This is a genomic window from Sphingomonas sp. 2R-10 (assembly GCF_030062225.1).
GTDB lineage: Bacteria > Pseudomonadota > Alphaproteobacteria > Sphingomonadales > Sphingomonadaceae > Sphingomonas.
Genome location: NZ_JASCXF010000023.1, coordinates 23861 through 38753, shown reverse-complemented (window position 1 = coordinate 38753; position 14893 = coordinate 23861). Strand labels below are relative to the sequence as shown.

Below are 14893 nucleotides of genomic sequence, written 5' to 3'. Positions count from 1 at the left end.
ATGCAGAAGGCGGAGAAGATCGGGCTGGGCGTGGCGCTGGCAGGACATGCCGTCCTGTTCGGGCTGTTGTCGGTCGGGTTTCTCGCGACGCCGAACCCGTTGAAGCTCGAGTCGAAGCCGATGGACGTCAGCTTTGCCGAGGACGTCGCCGCCGAACAGAGCGCGCCGCAGCAGACCGACGCGCCCGCGATCAGCCAGGCGCCCGAAACCGGCGCGCCGGAGGATGCCGCGCCGAGCGAACCGGTCAGCGAGCCCGAACCCGCGCCGGAACCCGAACCCGCGCCGCCCGCCCCTGCGCCGCGTCCGCAACCGGCGCCCCGGCCCGAACCCAAGCCTGCGCCCAGGCCGGCTCCCGCGCCCAAACCCGTGCCGAGACCGGTCGTCAGACCCGCGCCCCGGCCGGCGCCTGCGCCCAAACCCGAACCGAAGCCCGCTCCGGCGCGGCAACAGGCGCGCCTGGCACCGGCCCGCCCGACGGCGGTCGCCAAGGCACCGCCCAGGGCCGCGCCTGCCAGACCCGCCGCCGCGCCCGCCCGGCCGGCAACGAAGCCCGCCGCGACCCGCGGCGAGGGCGGCAATGCGCAGGCGACGACGCAGCGTCCGCGCGGCGGGCGGCTCGGCAACGACTTCCTGAAGGGGATCGCCGATACTCCCGCACCGGGCAAGGCAACCGCGCCGCGCGGCACGGCGGTCAGCACCCAGTCGGTCGCTGGTCTCGCCAGCGCGATCCAGCGGCAGGTACAGCCCTGCGCCAACAAGATTCCCAATCCGGGGCCCGGCGCGAACCAGATCCGCTCGAAGGTCCGGTTGCAGATGCGCGCTGACGGCACCTTCGCCGCCAAACCCGAACTGCGCGGCCAGACCGGGATCGACGACGAGAACCGCCGCTATGCGCAGCGCGTTTCCGAACTGGCGATCGCCGCGCTGATCCAGTGCGCGCCCTACGAACTGCCCGCCGACCTGTACGAAGGCGGCTGGAAGGACATCATCATCAACTACAAGCTGCCCGGCTGACCGGAGGGGATGTATGCGTAAAGTCACGATGGCATTGGGGGCGGTGCTCGCCAGCCTGCTCGCCGCGCCCGCCGCGTTCGCGCAGGTCGAGGTGGATATCGAGGGCGGGATTTCCGAACCGCTGCCGATCGCGGTACCGGTGATGCCGACGCCGCAGGTCGCGTCGACCCCCGCCGGGGCGACCGATGCGCTGGGGCGGCAGCTGGCGGAGATCGTCGCGACCGACCTGCGCAATTCGGGGCTGTTCAAGCCCGCCGGTCCCGCCGGCCTGCCCGCCGTCGCGATGGCGCAGGTGCAGGCGCCCGATTATGCCGCGTGGAGCGGCGCGCAGGCGCTGGTGCAGGGCTATGTCCGCGCCGAGGCGAACGGCACGCTGACCATCGGCTGCTATCTGTACGACACCTTCGGGCGCACCGAACTGACGCGGCAGGGGTTCAACGTCGCACCGTCCGAATGGCGCCGCGCCGCGCATAAATGCGCCGATGCGGTCTATACCCGCCTGTCGGGCGAGGGGGCCTATTTCGACAGCCGCATCGTCTATGTCAGCGAGACGGGGCCAAAGGGCAACCGGACCAAGCGGCTGGCGATCATGGACCAGGACGGGGCCAACCACCGGTTCCTGACCAACGGCCAGTCGATCGTGCTGACCCCGCGCTTCGCACCGAACCAGCAGTCGATCGTCTACATGTCGTACGCGAACGAGCGCCCGGCGATCTATGTCCTCGACGAAGGCAGCGGGCGGTCGCGGCTGCTGGTGCAGAATGCGTCGCTGACCTTCGCGCCGCGCTTCTCGCCCGATGGCCGCTATGTGCTGTTCTCGATGGCGCAGGCCGGCAATACCGACATCTACCGCGTGCCCGCCGGCGGCGGCAGTCCGCAGCGGCTGACCAACGCGCCGGGCATCGACACCGGCGGCAGCTATTCGCCCGACGGATCGAAGATCGTGTTCGAAAGCGACCGTTCGGGATCGCAGCAGCTCTACGTCATGAACGCCGACGGATCGAACCAGCAGCGGATCAGTTTCGGCGGCGGGCGCTATGCGACGCCGGTGTGGAGCCCGCGCGGCGACCTGATCGCCTTTACCCGGCAGGGCGGCGGCACGTTCCGTATCGGCATCATGTCGCCCAGCGGCGGCGGTGAGAAGCTGCTGTCCGACGCCTGGGGTGACGAAGGGCCGAGCTGGTCGCCCAACGGCCGCGTGCTCACCTTCTTCCGCAGCGCGCAGGGGTCGGGCCGCGCACAGATCTGGTCGGTCGACCTGACGGGCTCGAACATCCGCCGCATCCCGACCGCGCTCGACGGGTCGGACCCGAGCTGGGGGCCGCTGCGCCCCTGACGCTTTCGCCAACGGGGGCCATTTCCGCTACAGGGGCATTGTAGCGGGAGGCGCAACGACCAAGGGAGGTTTATGATGACCAAGATTTCCGCGACGCTGTTCGTCGCCGTCGGCCTGCTGGCGACTGCCGGCTGTGCCAAGAAGCGCCCGGCGGTCCTGCCGCCGGCACCGGGCCAGACGGTCGATCCCAATGCCGGGACCGGCGGCACGGGCACGGGGACCGGCACGAACGGCGTGGTGCCGGGATCGCGCGCCGATTTCCAGCAGTCGGTCGCCAGCGATACGATCAACTTCGGCCTCGACCAGTATGATATCGACGCGACCGCGCGGCAGATACTCGACAGCCAGGCGCAGTGGCTGACGCGCTATCCCAATGTCCGCGTTACGATCGAGGGGCATGCCGACGAACGCGGCACCCGCGAATACAACCTCGCGCTGGGCGACCGTCGCGCCAATGCCGCGAGCAGCTACCTTGCGACGCGTGGCATTTCGCCGTCGCGGATCACGACGATCAGCTATGGCAAGGAACGCCCGCTGGCGCTGGGATCGGACGAAGCCGCCTGGGCGCAGAACCGTCGCGCGGTGACGGTGGTGTTGCAGTAATCGGTATCGGCGGCGGTGCCCGGTGCATCGCCGCCGTTCAGTCGAGCGGCCGGGCCGCCGACCATTTGCGCCGCTTCTTGACGAAGCGGGTTTCATAGCGGCGGACCACCGGGTCGTTCGCCAGCATCGCGTCGGCGAAGCGGTTATAGGCCGTCATGTCGGCGACCACGACCATCAGGGTCAGGTCGAACACCCCGGTAATCTCGAAGATCGCCTGCACCTGCGGGTCCGCATGCAGCCGGCGTAGCAACGCGTCGATATGCGGCAGCGCGTGGCGATCGAGCTGGATGTCGACCAGCGCCGACAGGAACGGCCCGATGGCATCGGACACGATCGATACGTCGGCGACGATCGTCCCGTCCTCGCGCATCCGGCGCACGCGGCGGGTGATCGCCGATGGCGACAGCGCGACGTCGCGCGCCAGATCGTCGGCGGTGCGCAGCGCGTCGCGTTGCAGCCAGTACAGCAGTTCGCGATCATGCCGGTCCAGCGCGCGCATTCCGTCCCCGTTTCTCCCCTGTGCGCTGCCGGTTTTCGGCACCGCCCCCACCAACTTTGCCGAAATCGGGCGGGGTCGCCAAGCGATAAGGCGGTTCGATTTCGGGAGGGAATATGCGTCGTTCGATCATCGCCATCTTGTTGCCGATCGCCATGGCCGGGGGCGCGGCCGCGCAGACGGTCAGCGACGATCCGGCCGCCGTCGTGGCGGCGACCCGGCGGGCGATCGCCGAACGCTATGTCCTGCCCGATGTCGCGGCGAAGCTGGGCACGGCGCTGGCTTCGTCCGATCGCTATCGCGGCCTGGCCGGGCAGGCGCTCGCCGACCGGGTCAATGCCGACATGGCGAAGGTGACCGCGGACAAGCATCTGGGGCTGAAATATGATCCGAAACTGGCCGCGATGCTGGGCGACCGGCCGCTTCCCGACGACGATGCGAAGATGCCGCCGGGCATGGCGCGGATGATCGCACGCCATAATGGCGGCGTGCGCAGCATGGAGTTGCTACCGGGAAATATCCGCATGATCGCCTATGAAGGCTTTGCGTGGGGCACGCCCGAAGCGGAGGCGGCGATCGCCGGCGCGATGCAGTTTCTGCGCGGAGGGGATGCCTGTATCATCGACCTCCGTCGCAATGGCGGCGGTTCGCCGGAAGCGGTCGCGGCGCTCGCGAGCTATTTCGTACCCGCCGGCACGCCGCTGATGCGGTTCGAGATGCGCGGCAAGCCGGGCGAGGCGACTGCCGCACCCAAGGCGCCGTTCAGCCTTGCCGGCAAGCCGCTCTATGTCCTGACCAGCGGCGGCACGGCGTCGGCGGCGGAGGAGTTCGCGACGCACGTGTCGGCGCTGGGCTTCGGGACGCTGGTGGGGGAGCGTACCGCGGGCGCCGGTTTCCGCAACGATCTGCTGCCGGTGGGCAAGAGCTATGTGCTGAGCGTGTCCAGCGGGCGGGCGATCAGCCTCAAGACCGGCAAGGATTGGGAAGCGGTCGGCGTCACGCCCGCCATCGCCGTCCCGGCCGATCAGGCGCTGGTCGCGGCCAGGGCGGCGGCGATGACCGCGATTGCGGCAAAGGCTCCGGCCGCAGAACGTGCCGAGGACGAACGTATCGCCGCCTTCTACGGCGCGGCTGCGAAGGGCGTAAGGCCGGCGCATCCGGTCGCCGACTATGCCGGCGTCTATGGCGATCGGAAACTGGTGGTGCGCGGCGATCGCCTGACGACCAGCCGCGGATGGCGGCCGGCGTCGGTGCTCGTTCCGGTCGAGGCGAACGTCATGGCGCCCGAGGACGATCCGCTGTCCCGCTTCCGCTTCGTGGAACAGGGCGGTCGCATCGTCGCGCTGGAGGTCGAGCGGATCGACGGATCGGTCGAGCGGGCGGAACGCAGCGCGGGGCTCCAGGCGCCGGCTTTTCCGTCCTCACCTGACGTCATCCCGGCGAAGGCCGGGAGCTCCCGGTAACAGCACGCCGCAGGAGCCGCGTGCGGCCCCGGCCTTCGCCGGGGCGACGTTCCGGAAACGAACACCGCCCCGTAGATCGCTCTGCGGGGCGGTGTCGCGTTCAGGCTTCCGCCGGTGCCTTCGCCTTGCCGCCCTTGCGCGGCTTCTTGGGCGCTGCGGGCGTCATCTCGAACGCCAGCGCATTGTCCTTGAGCGTGACGTTTACCTCGCCGCCATGGACCAGCTTGCCGAACAGCAGTTCCTCGGCCAGCTGCTGCTTGATCTTGTCCTGGATCAGGCGGCCCATCGGACGCGCGCCGTAGAGCTTGTCATAGCCCTTTTCGGTCAGCCACGTCTTCGCTTCCTCGTTCAGGCGGATATGGACGCCGCGATCGGCCAGCTGCAGTTCGAGCTGGAGGATGAACTTGTCCACCACCCGCGCCACGACTTCCGGCGGCAGATAGCCGAACGGCACGATCGCATCGAGGCGGTTGCGGAATTCGGGGGTGAAGAGCTTCTTCACCGCTTCCTCCTGCACGTCCTCGCGGTCGATCTGGCCGAAGCCGATCGATTCCTTGGCCATGTCCGACGCGCCCGCATTGGTCGTCATGATGAGGATGACGTTGCGGAAATCGACGGTCTTGCCGTGGTGATCGGTCAGCTTGCCGTTGTCCATCACCTGCAACAGGATGTTGAACAGGTCGGGATGCGCCTTCTCGATTTCGTCAAGCAGCAGGACGCAATGCGGCTGCTGGTCGATCGCATCGGTCAGCAACCCGCCCTGGTCGTACCCGACATAGCCCGGGGGCGCACCGATCAGCCGGCTGACCGAATGGCGCTCCATATATTCGGACATGTCGAACCGCTGGAGCGGAATGCCCATGATCTCCGACAGCTGGCGCGCGACCTCGGTCTTGCCGACGCCGGTCGGGCCGGTGAACAGATAGTTGCCGATCGGCTTGTCGGGATCGCGCAGGCCGGCGCGCGACAGCTTGATCGCCGAGGACAGCGCCTTGATCGCGTCGTCCTGCCCGAACACCACCCGCTTGAGGTCGAGTTCGAGATTGGCGAGGACGCGCGTATCGTCGGTCGACACCGTCTTGGGCGGGATGCGCGCCATCGTCGCGATGACCTGTTCGATCTCCTTGGCGGTGATCGTCTTCTTCCGCTTGGGCGCGGGCACCAGCATCTGCATCGCACCGACCTCGTCGATCACGTCGATCGCCTTGTCGGGCAGCTTGCGGTCGTTGATGTAGCGCGCCGACAATTCCACCGCCGACTTGATCGAATCGGGGGTGTATTTGACCTTGTGATGCTCCTCGAACGCGCTGCGCAGCCCGGTCAGGATCTTGATCGTATCCTCGACCGAGGGTTCGTTCACGTCGATCTTCTGGAACCGGCGCAGCAGCGCGCGATCCTTCTCGAAGTGGTTGCGGAACTCCTTGTAGGTCGTCGATCCGATGCAACGGATCTGTCCGCCCGACAGCGCGGGCTTGAGCAGGTTCGACGCATCCATCGCCCCGCCGCTGGTGGCACCAGCGCCGATCACCGTGTGGATCTCATCGATGAAGAGGACCGCGTGCGGCAGCTTCTCCAGTTCGGTCACGACCTGCTTGAGCCGCTCCTCGAAATCGCCGCGATAGCGGGTGCCGGCCAGCAACGCGCCCATGTCGAGCGAATAGATGACCGCGGGCAGCAGCACTTCGGGCACATCGCCCTCGACGATCTTGCGCGCGAGGCCCTCGGCGATCGCGGTCTTGCCGACGCCGGGGTCACCCACATAGAGCGGGTTGTTCTTCGAGCGGCGGCACAGGATCTGCACCGTGCGGTCGACCTCGGCCGAACGCCCTATCAGCGGGTCGACCTTGCCGACCTTCGCCTTCTCGTTCAGATCGACGCAGAACTGCTTGAGCGCGCTTTCGCCCTTGCCCTTGTCGGACGACTTGGGCGCTTCCTTTTCCTCGGCACCCTTGGGCGCGGGGGTTTCGGTAGCGGTCGATCCGCCCTTGCCGACGCCGTGGCTGATGAAGCTGACCGCGTCGAGGCGGCTCATGTCCTGCTGCTGCAGGAAATAAACGGCATAGGTCTCGCGCTCGCTGAACATCGCGACCAGCACGTTGGCGCCGGTCACCTCGTCGCGGCCCGACGACTGCACGTGCAGGATCGCGCGCTGCACGACCCGCTGGAAGCTGCTGGTCGGCGACGGATCGGTCGCGGCGTCCAGCTTGAACGTGTCGAGTTCGGTGTCGAGATAATGGGCGACGGTCGCGCGCAGCTCGTCGAGGTCGACGCCGCAGCCGGTCATCACCTTGGCCGCGTCGGCGTCGTCGGTCAGCGCGAACAGGAGATGTTCGAGGGTCGCATATTCGTGCCGGCGCGAGGATGCGGCCTCGAGCGCCTTGTGCAGCGTGGATTCCAGTGCGGATGCGAAGGATGGCATTCAGTTCACTCCGGTCGGCCGGCGAGAACGCGCCGGCCCTGCGTCCCGGTATCCCGGGTCTCCACCAATGTCGGTATGCGGCCGCCCGGCATCAAGCGGGGCGGAACATCTCATGACCGGAACAGCGCGTCGGCGCTGGCCCGGTGGCTGTGCGCATGGTCGATTCGCGCGCGGCACCGGGCGATCTCGCCCTCCAGCGCGGCGATACGCTTCGTCAGTTCGTCGACCGACAGCGGGTCCAGATCCTCGGCAAGCACCATGGCGAGCAGGTTGCCACGAACATGGTTAACATTTTCGTCGGGTTCCATGGATGTAGCGTTGACCCTGCCGCCGGCGATGTCAATAACGCCGCCGCAGGGGGAAAGGCCACATGGACGTACCAGCGGCAATGCGTGCAATCGATCCGGCCGAAGCGGGCGGTCCGGAAGTGTTGACGGTCGTCGAACGGCCGACGCCGCGGCCACGCGCGGGCGAGGTGCTGATCCGCGTCGCCGCCGCCGGCGTCAACCGGCCCGACGTGCTGCAACGCACCGGGGGCTATCCGCCGCCGCCAGGCGCGCCGTCGATCCCCGGCCTCGAGGTCGCGGGACAGGTCGTCGCGGTCGGCGACGATGCCGACGCGCATCTGATCGGCCAGTCGGTCTGCGCGCTGCTCTCCGGGGGCGGCTATGCCGACTATGCGGTCGTTTCGGCCGGCCAGTGCCTGCCGGTTCCCGACGGGCTGTCGATGGTCGAGGCGGCGGCGCTGCCCGAAACGCTGTTCACCGTGTGGACCAACCTGTTCGAACGCGGCTATGCGGCCGAGGGCGACAGCGTGCTGGTCCATGGCGGCACCAGCGGCATCGGTACGATGGCGATCCTGCTGGGCAAGCTGTTCGCGCTGGAAGTGATCGTCACCGTCGGCAGCGATGCGAAGGCTCGCGCGGCGCTGGAACTGGGCGCCGCCCACGCGATCAACTACCGTACCGAGGATTTCGTCGATCGCGTGCGCGAAATCACCGGCGGCAAGGGGGTCAGCGTCGTGCTCGACATGGTCGGCGGCGACTATGTGGCGCGCAACATCAAATGCCTTGCCGAGGATGGCCGTCACGTATCGATCGCGGTGCAGGGCGGGGCGAGCGCCACCGTGCCGCTCTGGGATATCATGCGCCGCCGCCTGACGCTGACCGGATCGACGCTGCGCCCGCGCGATGCGGCGTTCAAGGAAATGGTCGCCGACGAACTGTCGCGCACCGTCTGGCCGCATGTCGCGGGCGGACGGTTGCGTCCGGTCATCGACCGCACCTTTCCACTGGAACAGGCCGCCGACGCGCATCGCCGGATGGAAGCGGGCGACCATGTCGGCAAGATCGTGCTGACGCTGGCATAGGGCGTTTCATCGCCGCCGGGCTGCATCCGGGGTCGGCGGACGATAGACCGGCCGTCGACCTGCAAAGGAGGCGATCCATGCGAACGACCCTTTTCACGCTGGCATTGGCAGTCGCGGTCCCGGCGCATGCGCAGACCGACCCGGTAGCGACCGCACAGGGGCAGATCTTGTCGGCCACCGCCCGCGGCTATGCCGAGCGCGACGCGGCGCGGCTCCGGCGCGGCGATCCGCCGCGGACCACCGCACAGCGCAGGCACGAGGCCGACTGCGCGCGATTGTGGAAGCTGCGCGAGGGGATGACGCGCAGCGAGCGGGTGCGGCTGTACGACCTTTGCCCGCGCTGAACGGCGGTCTTGCCTAGTTCGGCCGCCCGGACTACATCGGGGGCAACGTGGCCGCCCGGTTTGGGCGGCCCTTTCTATTTCGGAGACCCGTCGTGGCCCAGCCGCTGATGCCGCACGCGACCGCTTCCTGGCTGGTCGACAACACCGCCTTGTCCTTTCCGCAGATCGCCGACTTCTGCGGCCTGCACGTCCTCGAAGTGCAGGCGATCGCCGACGATACCGCCGCGACCAAGCTGACCGGTCGCGATCCGGTGCGCGCGCACGAACTGACGATGGACGAGATCGAGAAGGGGCAGAAGAACCCCGACTATCGCCTGGTGATGATGAAGGGGCCCGAACAGGTCCGCCGGACCAAGGGTCCGCGCTACACCCCGGTCAGCAAGCGGCAGGACAAGCCCGACGGCATCGCGTGGATCATCCGCAACCACCCGGAAATCTCGGACGGCGCGATCGGCAAGCTGATCGGCACCACCCGCACCACCATCGCCGCGATCCGCGACCGCACCCATTGGAACATCGGCAACATCACGCCGAAGGACCCGGTGACGCTGGGCCTGTGCTCGCAGCGCGAGCTGGACGCGCTGGTCGGCAAGGCGGCGAAGGCGGCCGGCATCGAGGCGCCGACCGATACCCGGCTGGAGGGCGACCGCGAGGCGCTGATCGAACAACTGCGCAACGAACGGACCCAGGCGGCGCGCGACGCCGAACTGGCCGAACGCGGCGAAACGGCCGAGCCCTCGGCGTTCTTCGACCCGTTCAAGCGCTGATCGGTTCTACCCAGGGTTGATCCATCGATCGTGAAACGTCGCCCCGGCGAAGGCCGGGGCGTCCAAGCGGTTCCTGCCCCGTGCTGCCACCGGGAGATCGCGGCCTTCGCCGGGATGACGTTCGGTTCGACGGATGAACTGGCCTTGAGAAAATCCGGGCTGTTTGCGTATTGGACGTAAAGGCTTAGGCTGGGTTCGCTTCACGGGAGTGCCCAGCCATGTCCGACCTTCGTGCCCGCGCGATCGCGCTCTACGATGCCTTCACCCACGAACATCGCGACCGGCGCGCGTTCATGGCCGAAATGGTCGCGCTCGCTGGATCGGCCGCGGCCGCCGAGGCTCTGATTGCTGGCATCGCCGCCTCGCCCGCCGCCGCGCAGCAGGTCGCGCCCGACGACTCCCGGCTCGACACGGCAAAGACCAGCGGGACCGAGGCGGGCCGACCGGCCACCGCCTATTTCGCCGCGCCCAAGGGTGGCCGCGCGCTGCCGCTGGTACTGGTGATTCACGAGAATCGCGGGCTGACCCGCCATATCGAGGATATCGCCCGCCGCGTCGCGCTGGCCGGCTTCCGCGCCATCGCGCCCGACCTGCTGGCGCCGCAGGGCGGCACGCCGGCGGACGAGGACAAGGCGCGCGCGATGATCGGCACGATCGATTACGACGTGGCGCTGGCGCAGGCCAAGGCGTTCCTCGCCAGGGCGCGGGGCGAGCGCAAGGGGTTGCGCACCGGCATCGTCGGCTTTTGCTGGGGCGGGGCGTTCGTCAACCGGCTGGCGGTGGCCGATCCGCTGTTGACTGCCGGGGTCAGCTATTACGGCCCGGCCCCCGATCCAGCGGAAGCGGTCAAGGTCCGTGCCGCGCTGATGCTGCAACTGGCGGAAAAGGACGCGCGGGTGAACGCGACCGCGCTGCCTTGGGGTGATGCGCTGCGCAAGGCGGGCAAGACCGCGATCACCCATGTCTATCCGGGCGTCGACCATGCGTTCAACAACGACACCTCGGCCATGCGCTACGATGCCGCGGCGGCGAAGCTGTCGTGGGATCGGACCATCGCGCTTCTGCGTCACGAACTTGACGCGAAATAGGTAGATGTTCCACCTTCGTTCCAACGAATCGAAGGGGAGATGCGAGATGACCGGCCTGACGCTTTATACCAACCCGATGTCGCGGGGGCGGATCGCCCGCTGGATGCTGGAGGAGGTCGGCGTCCCGTACGACGTCGAGATGCTTGGCTATGGCGGGACGATGAAGGACGACGCGTATCTGGCGATCAACCCGATGGGCAAGGTGCCGGCGATCGTCCATGACGGCCGGGTCGTCACCGAATGCGCCGCCGTCTGCGCCTATCTGGCGGAGGCGTTTCCGGACGCCGGCCTTGCCCCGACCGACAGCGAGCGCGCCGATTATCATCGCTGGATGTTCTTTGCCGCCGGGCCGCTGGAACATGCGATCACCAACCGGTCGCTGGGCGTGAACCCGAGCGACGACCAGCAGCGGATGGTCGGCTATGGCGATTACGACCGGGTCGTCTCCACCCTCGAAGCGGCGGTATCGGCGCATCCCTATATCGCCGGCGACCGCTTCACCGCCGCCGACGTCTATGTCGGATCGCACCTGATGTGGGGCACGCAGTTCGGTACGCTGCCGAAGCAGGATGCGTTCATGGCCTATATCGCGCGGCTGGCGGATCGGCCGGCGCATGTGCGGGCCAGTGCGCTGGACGACGCGGCGATGGCGGAGATGCAGGCGGCGGGGTGAGGTGGCGCGACCGATCGACCCGTTCGATCGTCACCCCGTACTTGATCGAGACCTCTGCGAAAGTCCCGAACAGAGCCAACGCCTCGCCGTACCCCGGCGAAGGCCGGGGTCCAGTTGGAAAGGCTTTCCCGTATCTTGCCAATGCCCCCAACTGGGCCCGGCCTTCGCCGGGGTACGGATCGAGGGCTTTCGCAGAGGTCTCGACGTGATCCGGCGTGACGTTTCTTGTCGGCGGCGGAAAAAATCTCGACCCCGGCGAAACGCCCGCCGTCGCACCGAACGTCGTCCCGGTGCGGGCCGGGATATCCCGGCAGGAAGGGCGCGCGTGGAGTTCGGTTCGTCTGAAGGGGAACGTCATCCCAGCGAAGGCTGGGGTCTCTGTCGACTCCTGCTGCGTGCTGCCATCGGGAGATCCCAGCCTTCGCCGGGAGGACGTGGATGGATTGAACCCGGGCCTCGGGCGGCTACTGCCTTCGCCGGGGCGACGCTGGAACGGACGACCTTGGCAGCCGTGCAGCCGACATGGCGGTGGTTTGCCTCGGCGGCGCTCGATCCGAAGGCGGTAGCCGGCCCCTACCGCCGCACGCCGATCAGCCACACCTTCGGCCTCCCGGTCGGCTGCGGCTTCCCATCGAGCCGCCGGGCGCGAAGGATGCGCACCGGATCGAGGATCATCTGTCCCTTCATCGCGTCCGACCCGCCGCCGGTCGCCTTGGCGAGGATGCGCTTGACCGTGTCCATGCCGCCGACGATCCGTCCGAACGCGGCATAGCCGGCGAAGTCGCCCTTGGCGTCCATGCTCGGCATCGCGCCGACCAGCAGCACGAAGTTGCCGCCCGCCGAATTGGGCTCCGGTCGCCGCGCCATCGAGATCGCGCCGTCGACATGCTTGACCCCGGTCCTGTCGGTGCGCTCGTGCGGGAAGGGGGGCAGGATGCGGCGGGCATCGGTACGGATGCCGCCCTGCACGAATCCCAGCCTGGGGTCGGCCTTGCGGCGTGCCGACCGGTAGAAGTCGGTGCCGTCGAACCTGCCGTCGTCGACATAGGCGAGGAAGTTCCTCGACGTCGCCGGCGCGCGCTTCATGTTCAGCGCGACGATGACCGGCCCGACGGAGGTGTCGAACCGCACGCGGACATAGCCGGGCGTCGGGCGGGTGGCGGACTGGGCGAAGGCCGGCGCGGAGAAGGCGAGCAGCAACAGGGCGAACACGATACGCATGGGCGGCTTCCTATCGACCCAGGCCGCCGGGCGGAAGCGCCGCGTCAGCCGGTATGCAACGCGGCATATTCCGCCAGCAGCGGGCCGAACGCCTCGCCCGGCGGAAATCCGGCATAGCGATACCGCGCCGGCGTCGTCGCCCAGGGCAGCGCCTCATCCACCCACGTGTCGATGAACGGCGGAAACGCGTCCGGCGTGTCGAGCGCGCCCAGCCGGACATTCACGAACCCCGGATCGGGTTCGATGCGGGTGAACAGCCAGCTCTTGCAATGGTCGCAATGGTGATGGCGGATCTGTTGGCTGTGCAGTCCGCCGATCGCCGTCTCGCCGGTGACCGTCAACGCCCCGCTCGGCACGGCGAGGTTCGCGGAAAAGGCGCTGCCGGTCATTTGCCGGCACCCGCGGCAATGGCACGCCATGGTGAACATCGGCGCGGCATCGATACGCAAGCGGACGCGACCGCAGCGGCAGCCACCTTCGATCGGCAGGGCAGGGGACATCGCTTCGCTCCGTTGGCGGATGGACGGCTACGGTATAGGCTGGCCGCCGGCCGGCGGACAGCGGGCACGACGAAGGGGGCGGGCGATGATGATGACGCGGGCGATCCTGTGGCCGACCTTCGCGATGGTCGCGCTGATATTCCTCGTCAGCCTGACGCTGATGCAGGCGCGGATCGGGCATATCCGGCGTCAGCGCCCGCGCATCGACGACTTGGTCGACGGCGATGCGATGCGCGCCTGTTTCCGTCCGGTCGAGCGGCCGGCGGCGAACCTCGCCAATCTGTTCGAGATGCCGGTGCTGTACTTCGCGCTGGTGCCGCTGCTGCTCTCCACCGGCCTTGCGACGCTGTCGCAGGTGACGCTCGCCTGGGCCTATGTCGCGCTGCGCGCGGCGCACAGCATCGCCCATGTCGCCGGGCGGGTGCGGCCACGCTTCGCGCTGTTCCTCGCCTCCCATGCGGTGCTGGCGGCGATGTGGGTCGGCTTTGCGATGGATATCGGTTTCTCGGCGCGCTGACGGACCGGAACGGGCGCGGGGTTGCGACGTTGACCGGCCAAGTTGCTGGAGACATTGCCATGACCCGTTTCGCCGCCGCCGCCGCTCTGCCGCTCCTCGCCCTGCTCGGCGCATGCGGGGGGCAGGAGATCACGACGACCAACGACGCGAACGTCGTGTCGAACGACGTCTATGCCAACGCCGCCTTCCGCAACGATGGCGAGGTCGGCAACGAGATGATCCCGATCAACCCGATGGAGACCGAAGCCAATTCGGTGACGACGGCGGGCGATGCGATGATGGGCAACACACCCGACGGGATGAACGCCACGATGGGCAACACCGCGAACTGACGCGGTCGCGACCTGACGCGTCATGACGGGCGGCGGGGCAGGGCTCCGTCGCCCGTTTCGCGTGGGGGGCAGCGTCCGGCGCGCACCATTGACCGGATGGCATGCCGCCGGTATAGGCCGCGCGTCCCACTGGGTCGGCGTCCTAGCCGTCTTCGGCCTGCATGTGGGTGCAAAGAGCTGAACATTGCTGGAGACATCGGCCTCGTGGCGATTCGCACACGTGGCCTTTGCGCATTTCTGACAGGAACGGCTCCGGCAAAGTAACCGCAAGATAAGGTGAAGGGCTTCATGCCGACGATCAACCAGCTGGTCCGCAAGGGCCGCGAACCGCAGAAGGCCAAGTCGAAGGTCCCTGCGATGGACCAGAACCCGCAGAAGCGCGGTGTCTGCACCCGCGTCTACACGACGACCCCGAAGAAGCCGAACTCGGCACTGCGCAAGGTGGCCAAGGTCCGCCTGACCAACCAGCGCGAAGTCATCAGCTACATTCCGGGTGAAGGCCACAACCTGCAGGAGCACTCGGTCGTGCTCATCCGCGGCGGTCGTGTGCGCGATCTTCCCGGCGTTCGCTACCACGTCCTGCGCGGCGTGCTCGATACGCAGGGCGTCAAGGATCGCCGCCAGTCGCGTTCGAAGTACGGCGCCAAGCGTCCGAAGTGATCCCGCGCCGCGCATGACCTGCGCGGCCTGAGATCCACCTACCCCCAGTAAGCCCCGGACGGGTTCCGGAACCGGCTGAAGATTGAAGGAA

At 68.1% G+C, this 14893-nt stretch carries 17 protein-coding genes; 12 read left to right on the top strand and 5 right to left on the bottom strand.

Features of this window, described 5'->3' with window-relative positions:
- The 3 genes from QLH51_RS12085 to pal all read left to right on the top strand — a co-directional run bounded on the left by QLH51_RS12085 (position 1) and on the right by pal (position 2953).
- Positions 1-1014 (top strand): cell envelope biogenesis protein TolA, encoded by a 1014-nt coding sequence (locus QLH51_RS12085; RefSeq protein WP_125659363.1) that lies wholly within the window; start codon positions 1-3, stop codon positions 1012-1014.
- Positions 1015-1027: 13 nt separating this feature from the next.
- Entirely contained in the window at positions 1028-2350 is a 1323-nt protein-coding gene (gene tolB / locus QLH51_RS12080) for a Tol-Pal system beta propeller repeat protein TolB (protein WP_125659360.1), read from the top strand.
- Positions 2351-2425: 75 nt separating this feature from the next.
- Positions 2426-2953: a peptidoglycan-associated lipoprotein Pal gene (gene pal / locus QLH51_RS12075; RefSeq protein ID WP_125659357.1), complete on the top strand. Its 528-nt coding sequence runs from the start codon at positions 2426-2428 to the stop codon at positions 2951-2953.
- 37 nt (positions 2954-2990) lie between these two features.
- Here pal and QLH51_RS12070 read toward each other — a convergent pair whose 3' ends face one another.
- On the bottom strand, positions 2991-3452 hold the full coding sequence (locus QLH51_RS12070; protein ID WP_125659354.1) for an Lrp/AsnC family transcriptional regulator: 462 nt from the start codon (positions 3450-3452) through the stop codon (positions 2991-2993).
- 113 nt (positions 3453-3565) lie between these two features.
- On the opposite strand from QLH51_RS12070, the gene QLH51_RS12065 reads away from it, so the two are divergent.
- Entirely contained in the window at positions 3566-4912 is a 1347-nt protein-coding gene (locus QLH51_RS12065; RefSeq protein ID WP_125659351.1) for a S41 family peptidase, read from the top strand.
- 100 nt (positions 4913-5012) lie between these two features.
- Here QLH51_RS12065 and clpA read toward each other — a convergent pair whose 3' ends face one another.
- Both clpA and QLH51_RS12055 read right to left on the bottom strand, forming a co-directional pair.
- The gene (gene clpA / locus QLH51_RS12060; protein ID WP_125659348.1) at positions 5013-7331 is read right to left on the bottom strand and encodes an ATP-dependent Clp protease ATP-binding subunit ClpA; all 2319 of its coding nucleotides are present in this window, start codon (positions 7329-7331) and stop codon (positions 5013-5015) included.
- Positions 7332-7441: 110 nt separating this feature from the next.
- Complete coding sequence (locus tag QLH51_RS12055; protein WP_125659345.1) at positions 7442-7639, bottom strand: DUF1192 domain-containing protein; 198 nt, start codon at positions 7637-7639, stop codon at positions 7442-7444.
- 80 nt (positions 7640-7719) lie between these two features.
- Here QLH51_RS12055 and QLH51_RS12050 point away from each other — a divergent pair, with 80 nt between their 5' ends.
- The 5 genes from QLH51_RS12050 (at position 7720) to QLH51_RS12030 (ending at position 11572) form a co-directional block, all read left to right on the top strand.
- On the top strand, positions 7720-8700 hold the full coding sequence (locus QLH51_RS12050; RefSeq protein WP_125659342.1) for an NAD(P)H-quinone oxidoreductase: 981 nt from the start codon (positions 7720-7722) through the stop codon (positions 8698-8700).
- Between the two features lie 77 nt (positions 8701-8777).
- The gene (locus QLH51_RS12045) at positions 8778-9044 is read left to right on the top strand and encodes a hypothetical protein (RefSeq protein WP_125659339.1); all 267 of its coding nucleotides are present in this window, start codon (positions 8778-8780) and stop codon (positions 9042-9044) included.
- Between the two features lie 107 nt (positions 9045-9151).
- On the top strand, positions 9152-9811 hold the full coding sequence (locus tag QLH51_RS12040; protein ID WP_283514551.1) for a DUF1013 domain-containing protein: 660 nt from the start codon (positions 9152-9154) through the stop codon (positions 9809-9811).
- 218 nt (positions 9812-10029) lie between these two features.
- A complete protein-coding gene (locus QLH51_RS12035; RefSeq protein WP_125659334.1) occupies positions 10030-10899 on the top strand; it encodes a dienelactone hydrolase family protein in 870 nt (289 codons plus the stop codon).
- Between the two features lie 46 nt (positions 10900-10945).
- Positions 10946-11572 (top strand): glutathione S-transferase family protein, encoded by a 627-nt coding sequence (locus QLH51_RS12030; RefSeq protein WP_125659331.1) that lies wholly within the window; start codon positions 10946-10948, stop codon positions 11570-11572.
- Positions 11573-12145: 573 nt separating this feature from the next.
- Here the strand turns inward: QLH51_RS12030 and QLH51_RS12025 are convergent.
- Both QLH51_RS12025 and QLH51_RS12020 read right to left on the bottom strand, forming a co-directional pair.
- On the bottom strand, positions 12146-12793 hold the full coding sequence (locus tag QLH51_RS12025; RefSeq protein ID WP_125659329.1) for a peptidylprolyl isomerase: 648 nt from the start codon (positions 12791-12793) through the stop codon (positions 12146-12148).
- A 44-nt stretch (positions 12794-12837) separates the two neighbouring features.
- Positions 12838-13293: a GFA family protein gene (locus tag QLH51_RS12020; RefSeq protein ID WP_125659326.1), complete on the bottom strand. Its 456-nt coding sequence runs from the start codon at positions 13291-13293 to the stop codon at positions 12838-12840.
- Between the two features lie 85 nt (positions 13294-13378).
- Between QLH51_RS12020 and QLH51_RS12015 the strand changes: the two genes are divergently transcribed.
- The 3 genes from QLH51_RS12015 to rpsL all read left to right on the top strand — a co-directional run bounded on the left by QLH51_RS12015 (position 13379) and on the right by rpsL (position 14802).
- On the top strand, positions 13379-13810 hold the full coding sequence (locus tag QLH51_RS12015) for an MAPEG family protein (RefSeq protein WP_164516177.1): 432 nt from the start codon (positions 13379-13381) through the stop codon (positions 13808-13810).
- A 59-nt stretch (positions 13811-13869) separates the two neighbouring features.
- A complete protein-coding gene (locus QLH51_RS12010; RefSeq protein WP_125659320.1) occupies positions 13870-14142 on the top strand; it encodes a hypothetical protein in 273 nt (90 codons plus the stop codon).
- A gap of 288 nt (positions 14143-14430) precedes the next feature.
- Positions 14431-14802 carry a 30S ribosomal protein S12 gene (gene rpsL / locus QLH51_RS12005; RefSeq protein ID WP_055757399.1) on the top strand — a complete coding sequence of 124 codons (372 nt, stop codon included), beginning with the start codon at positions 14431-14433 and terminating at the stop codon, positions 14800-14802.
- The last annotated feature ends 91 nt before the right edge of the window (positions 14803-14893 follow it).

Coding starts and splice junctions, on each gene's coding strand:
- QLH51_RS12085 (WP_125659363.1), top strand. CDS start 1: ATGCAGAAGGCGGAGAAGATCGGGCTGGGCGTGGCGCTGGCAGGACAT.
- tolB (WP_125659360.1), top strand. CDS start 1,028: ATGCGTAAAGTCACGATGGCATTGGGGGCGGTGCTCGCCAGCCTGCTC.
- pal (WP_125659357.1), top strand. CDS start 2,426: ATGACCAAGATTTCCGCGACGCTGTTCGTCGCCGTCGGCCTGCTGGCG.
- QLH51_RS12070 (WP_125659354.1), bottom strand. CDS start 3,452: ATGCGCGCGCTGGACCGGCATGATCGCGAACTGCTGTACTGGCTGCAA.
- QLH51_RS12065 (WP_125659351.1), top strand. CDS start 3,566: ATGCGTCGTTCGATCATCGCCATCTTGTTGCCGATCGCCATGGCCGGG.
- clpA (WP_125659348.1), bottom strand. CDS start 7,331: ATGCCATCCTTCGCATCCGCACTGGAATCCACGCTGCACAAGGCGCTC.
- QLH51_RS12055 (WP_125659345.1), bottom strand. CDS start 7,639: ATGGAACCCGACGAAAATGTTAACCATGTTCGTGGCAACCTGCTCGCC.
- QLH51_RS12050 (WP_125659342.1), top strand. CDS start 7,720: ATGCGTGCAATCGATCCGGCCGAAGCGGGCGGTCCGGAAGTGTTGACG.
- QLH51_RS12045 (WP_125659339.1), top strand. CDS start 8,778: ATGCGAACGACCCTTTTCACGCTGGCATTGGCAGTCGCGGTCCCGGCG.
- QLH51_RS12040 (WP_283514551.1), top strand. CDS start 9,152: ATGCCGCACGCGACCGCTTCCTGGCTGGTCGACAACACCGCCTTGTCC.
- QLH51_RS12035 (WP_125659334.1), top strand. CDS start 10,030: ATGTCCGACCTTCGTGCCCGCGCGATCGCGCTCTACGATGCCTTCACC.
- QLH51_RS12030 (WP_125659331.1), top strand. CDS start 10,946: ATGACCGGCCTGACGCTTTATACCAACCCGATGTCGCGGGGGCGGATC.
- QLH51_RS12025 (WP_125659329.1), bottom strand. CDS start 12,793: ATGCGTATCGTGTTCGCCCTGTTGCTGCTCGCCTTCTCCGCGCCGGCC.
- QLH51_RS12020 (WP_125659326.1), bottom strand. CDS start 13,293: ATGTCCCCTGCCCTGCCGATCGAAGGTGGCTGCCGCTGCGGTCGCGTC.
- QLH51_RS12015 (WP_164516177.1), top strand. CDS start 13,379: ATGATGATGACGCGGGCGATCCTGTGGCCGACCTTCGCGATGGTCGCG.
- QLH51_RS12010 (WP_125659320.1), top strand. CDS start 13,870: ATGACCCGTTTCGCCGCCGCCGCCGCTCTGCCGCTCCTCGCCCTGCTC.
- rpsL (WP_055757399.1), top strand. CDS start 14,431: ATGCCGACGATCAACCAGCTGGTCCGCAAGGGCCGCGAACCGCAGAAG.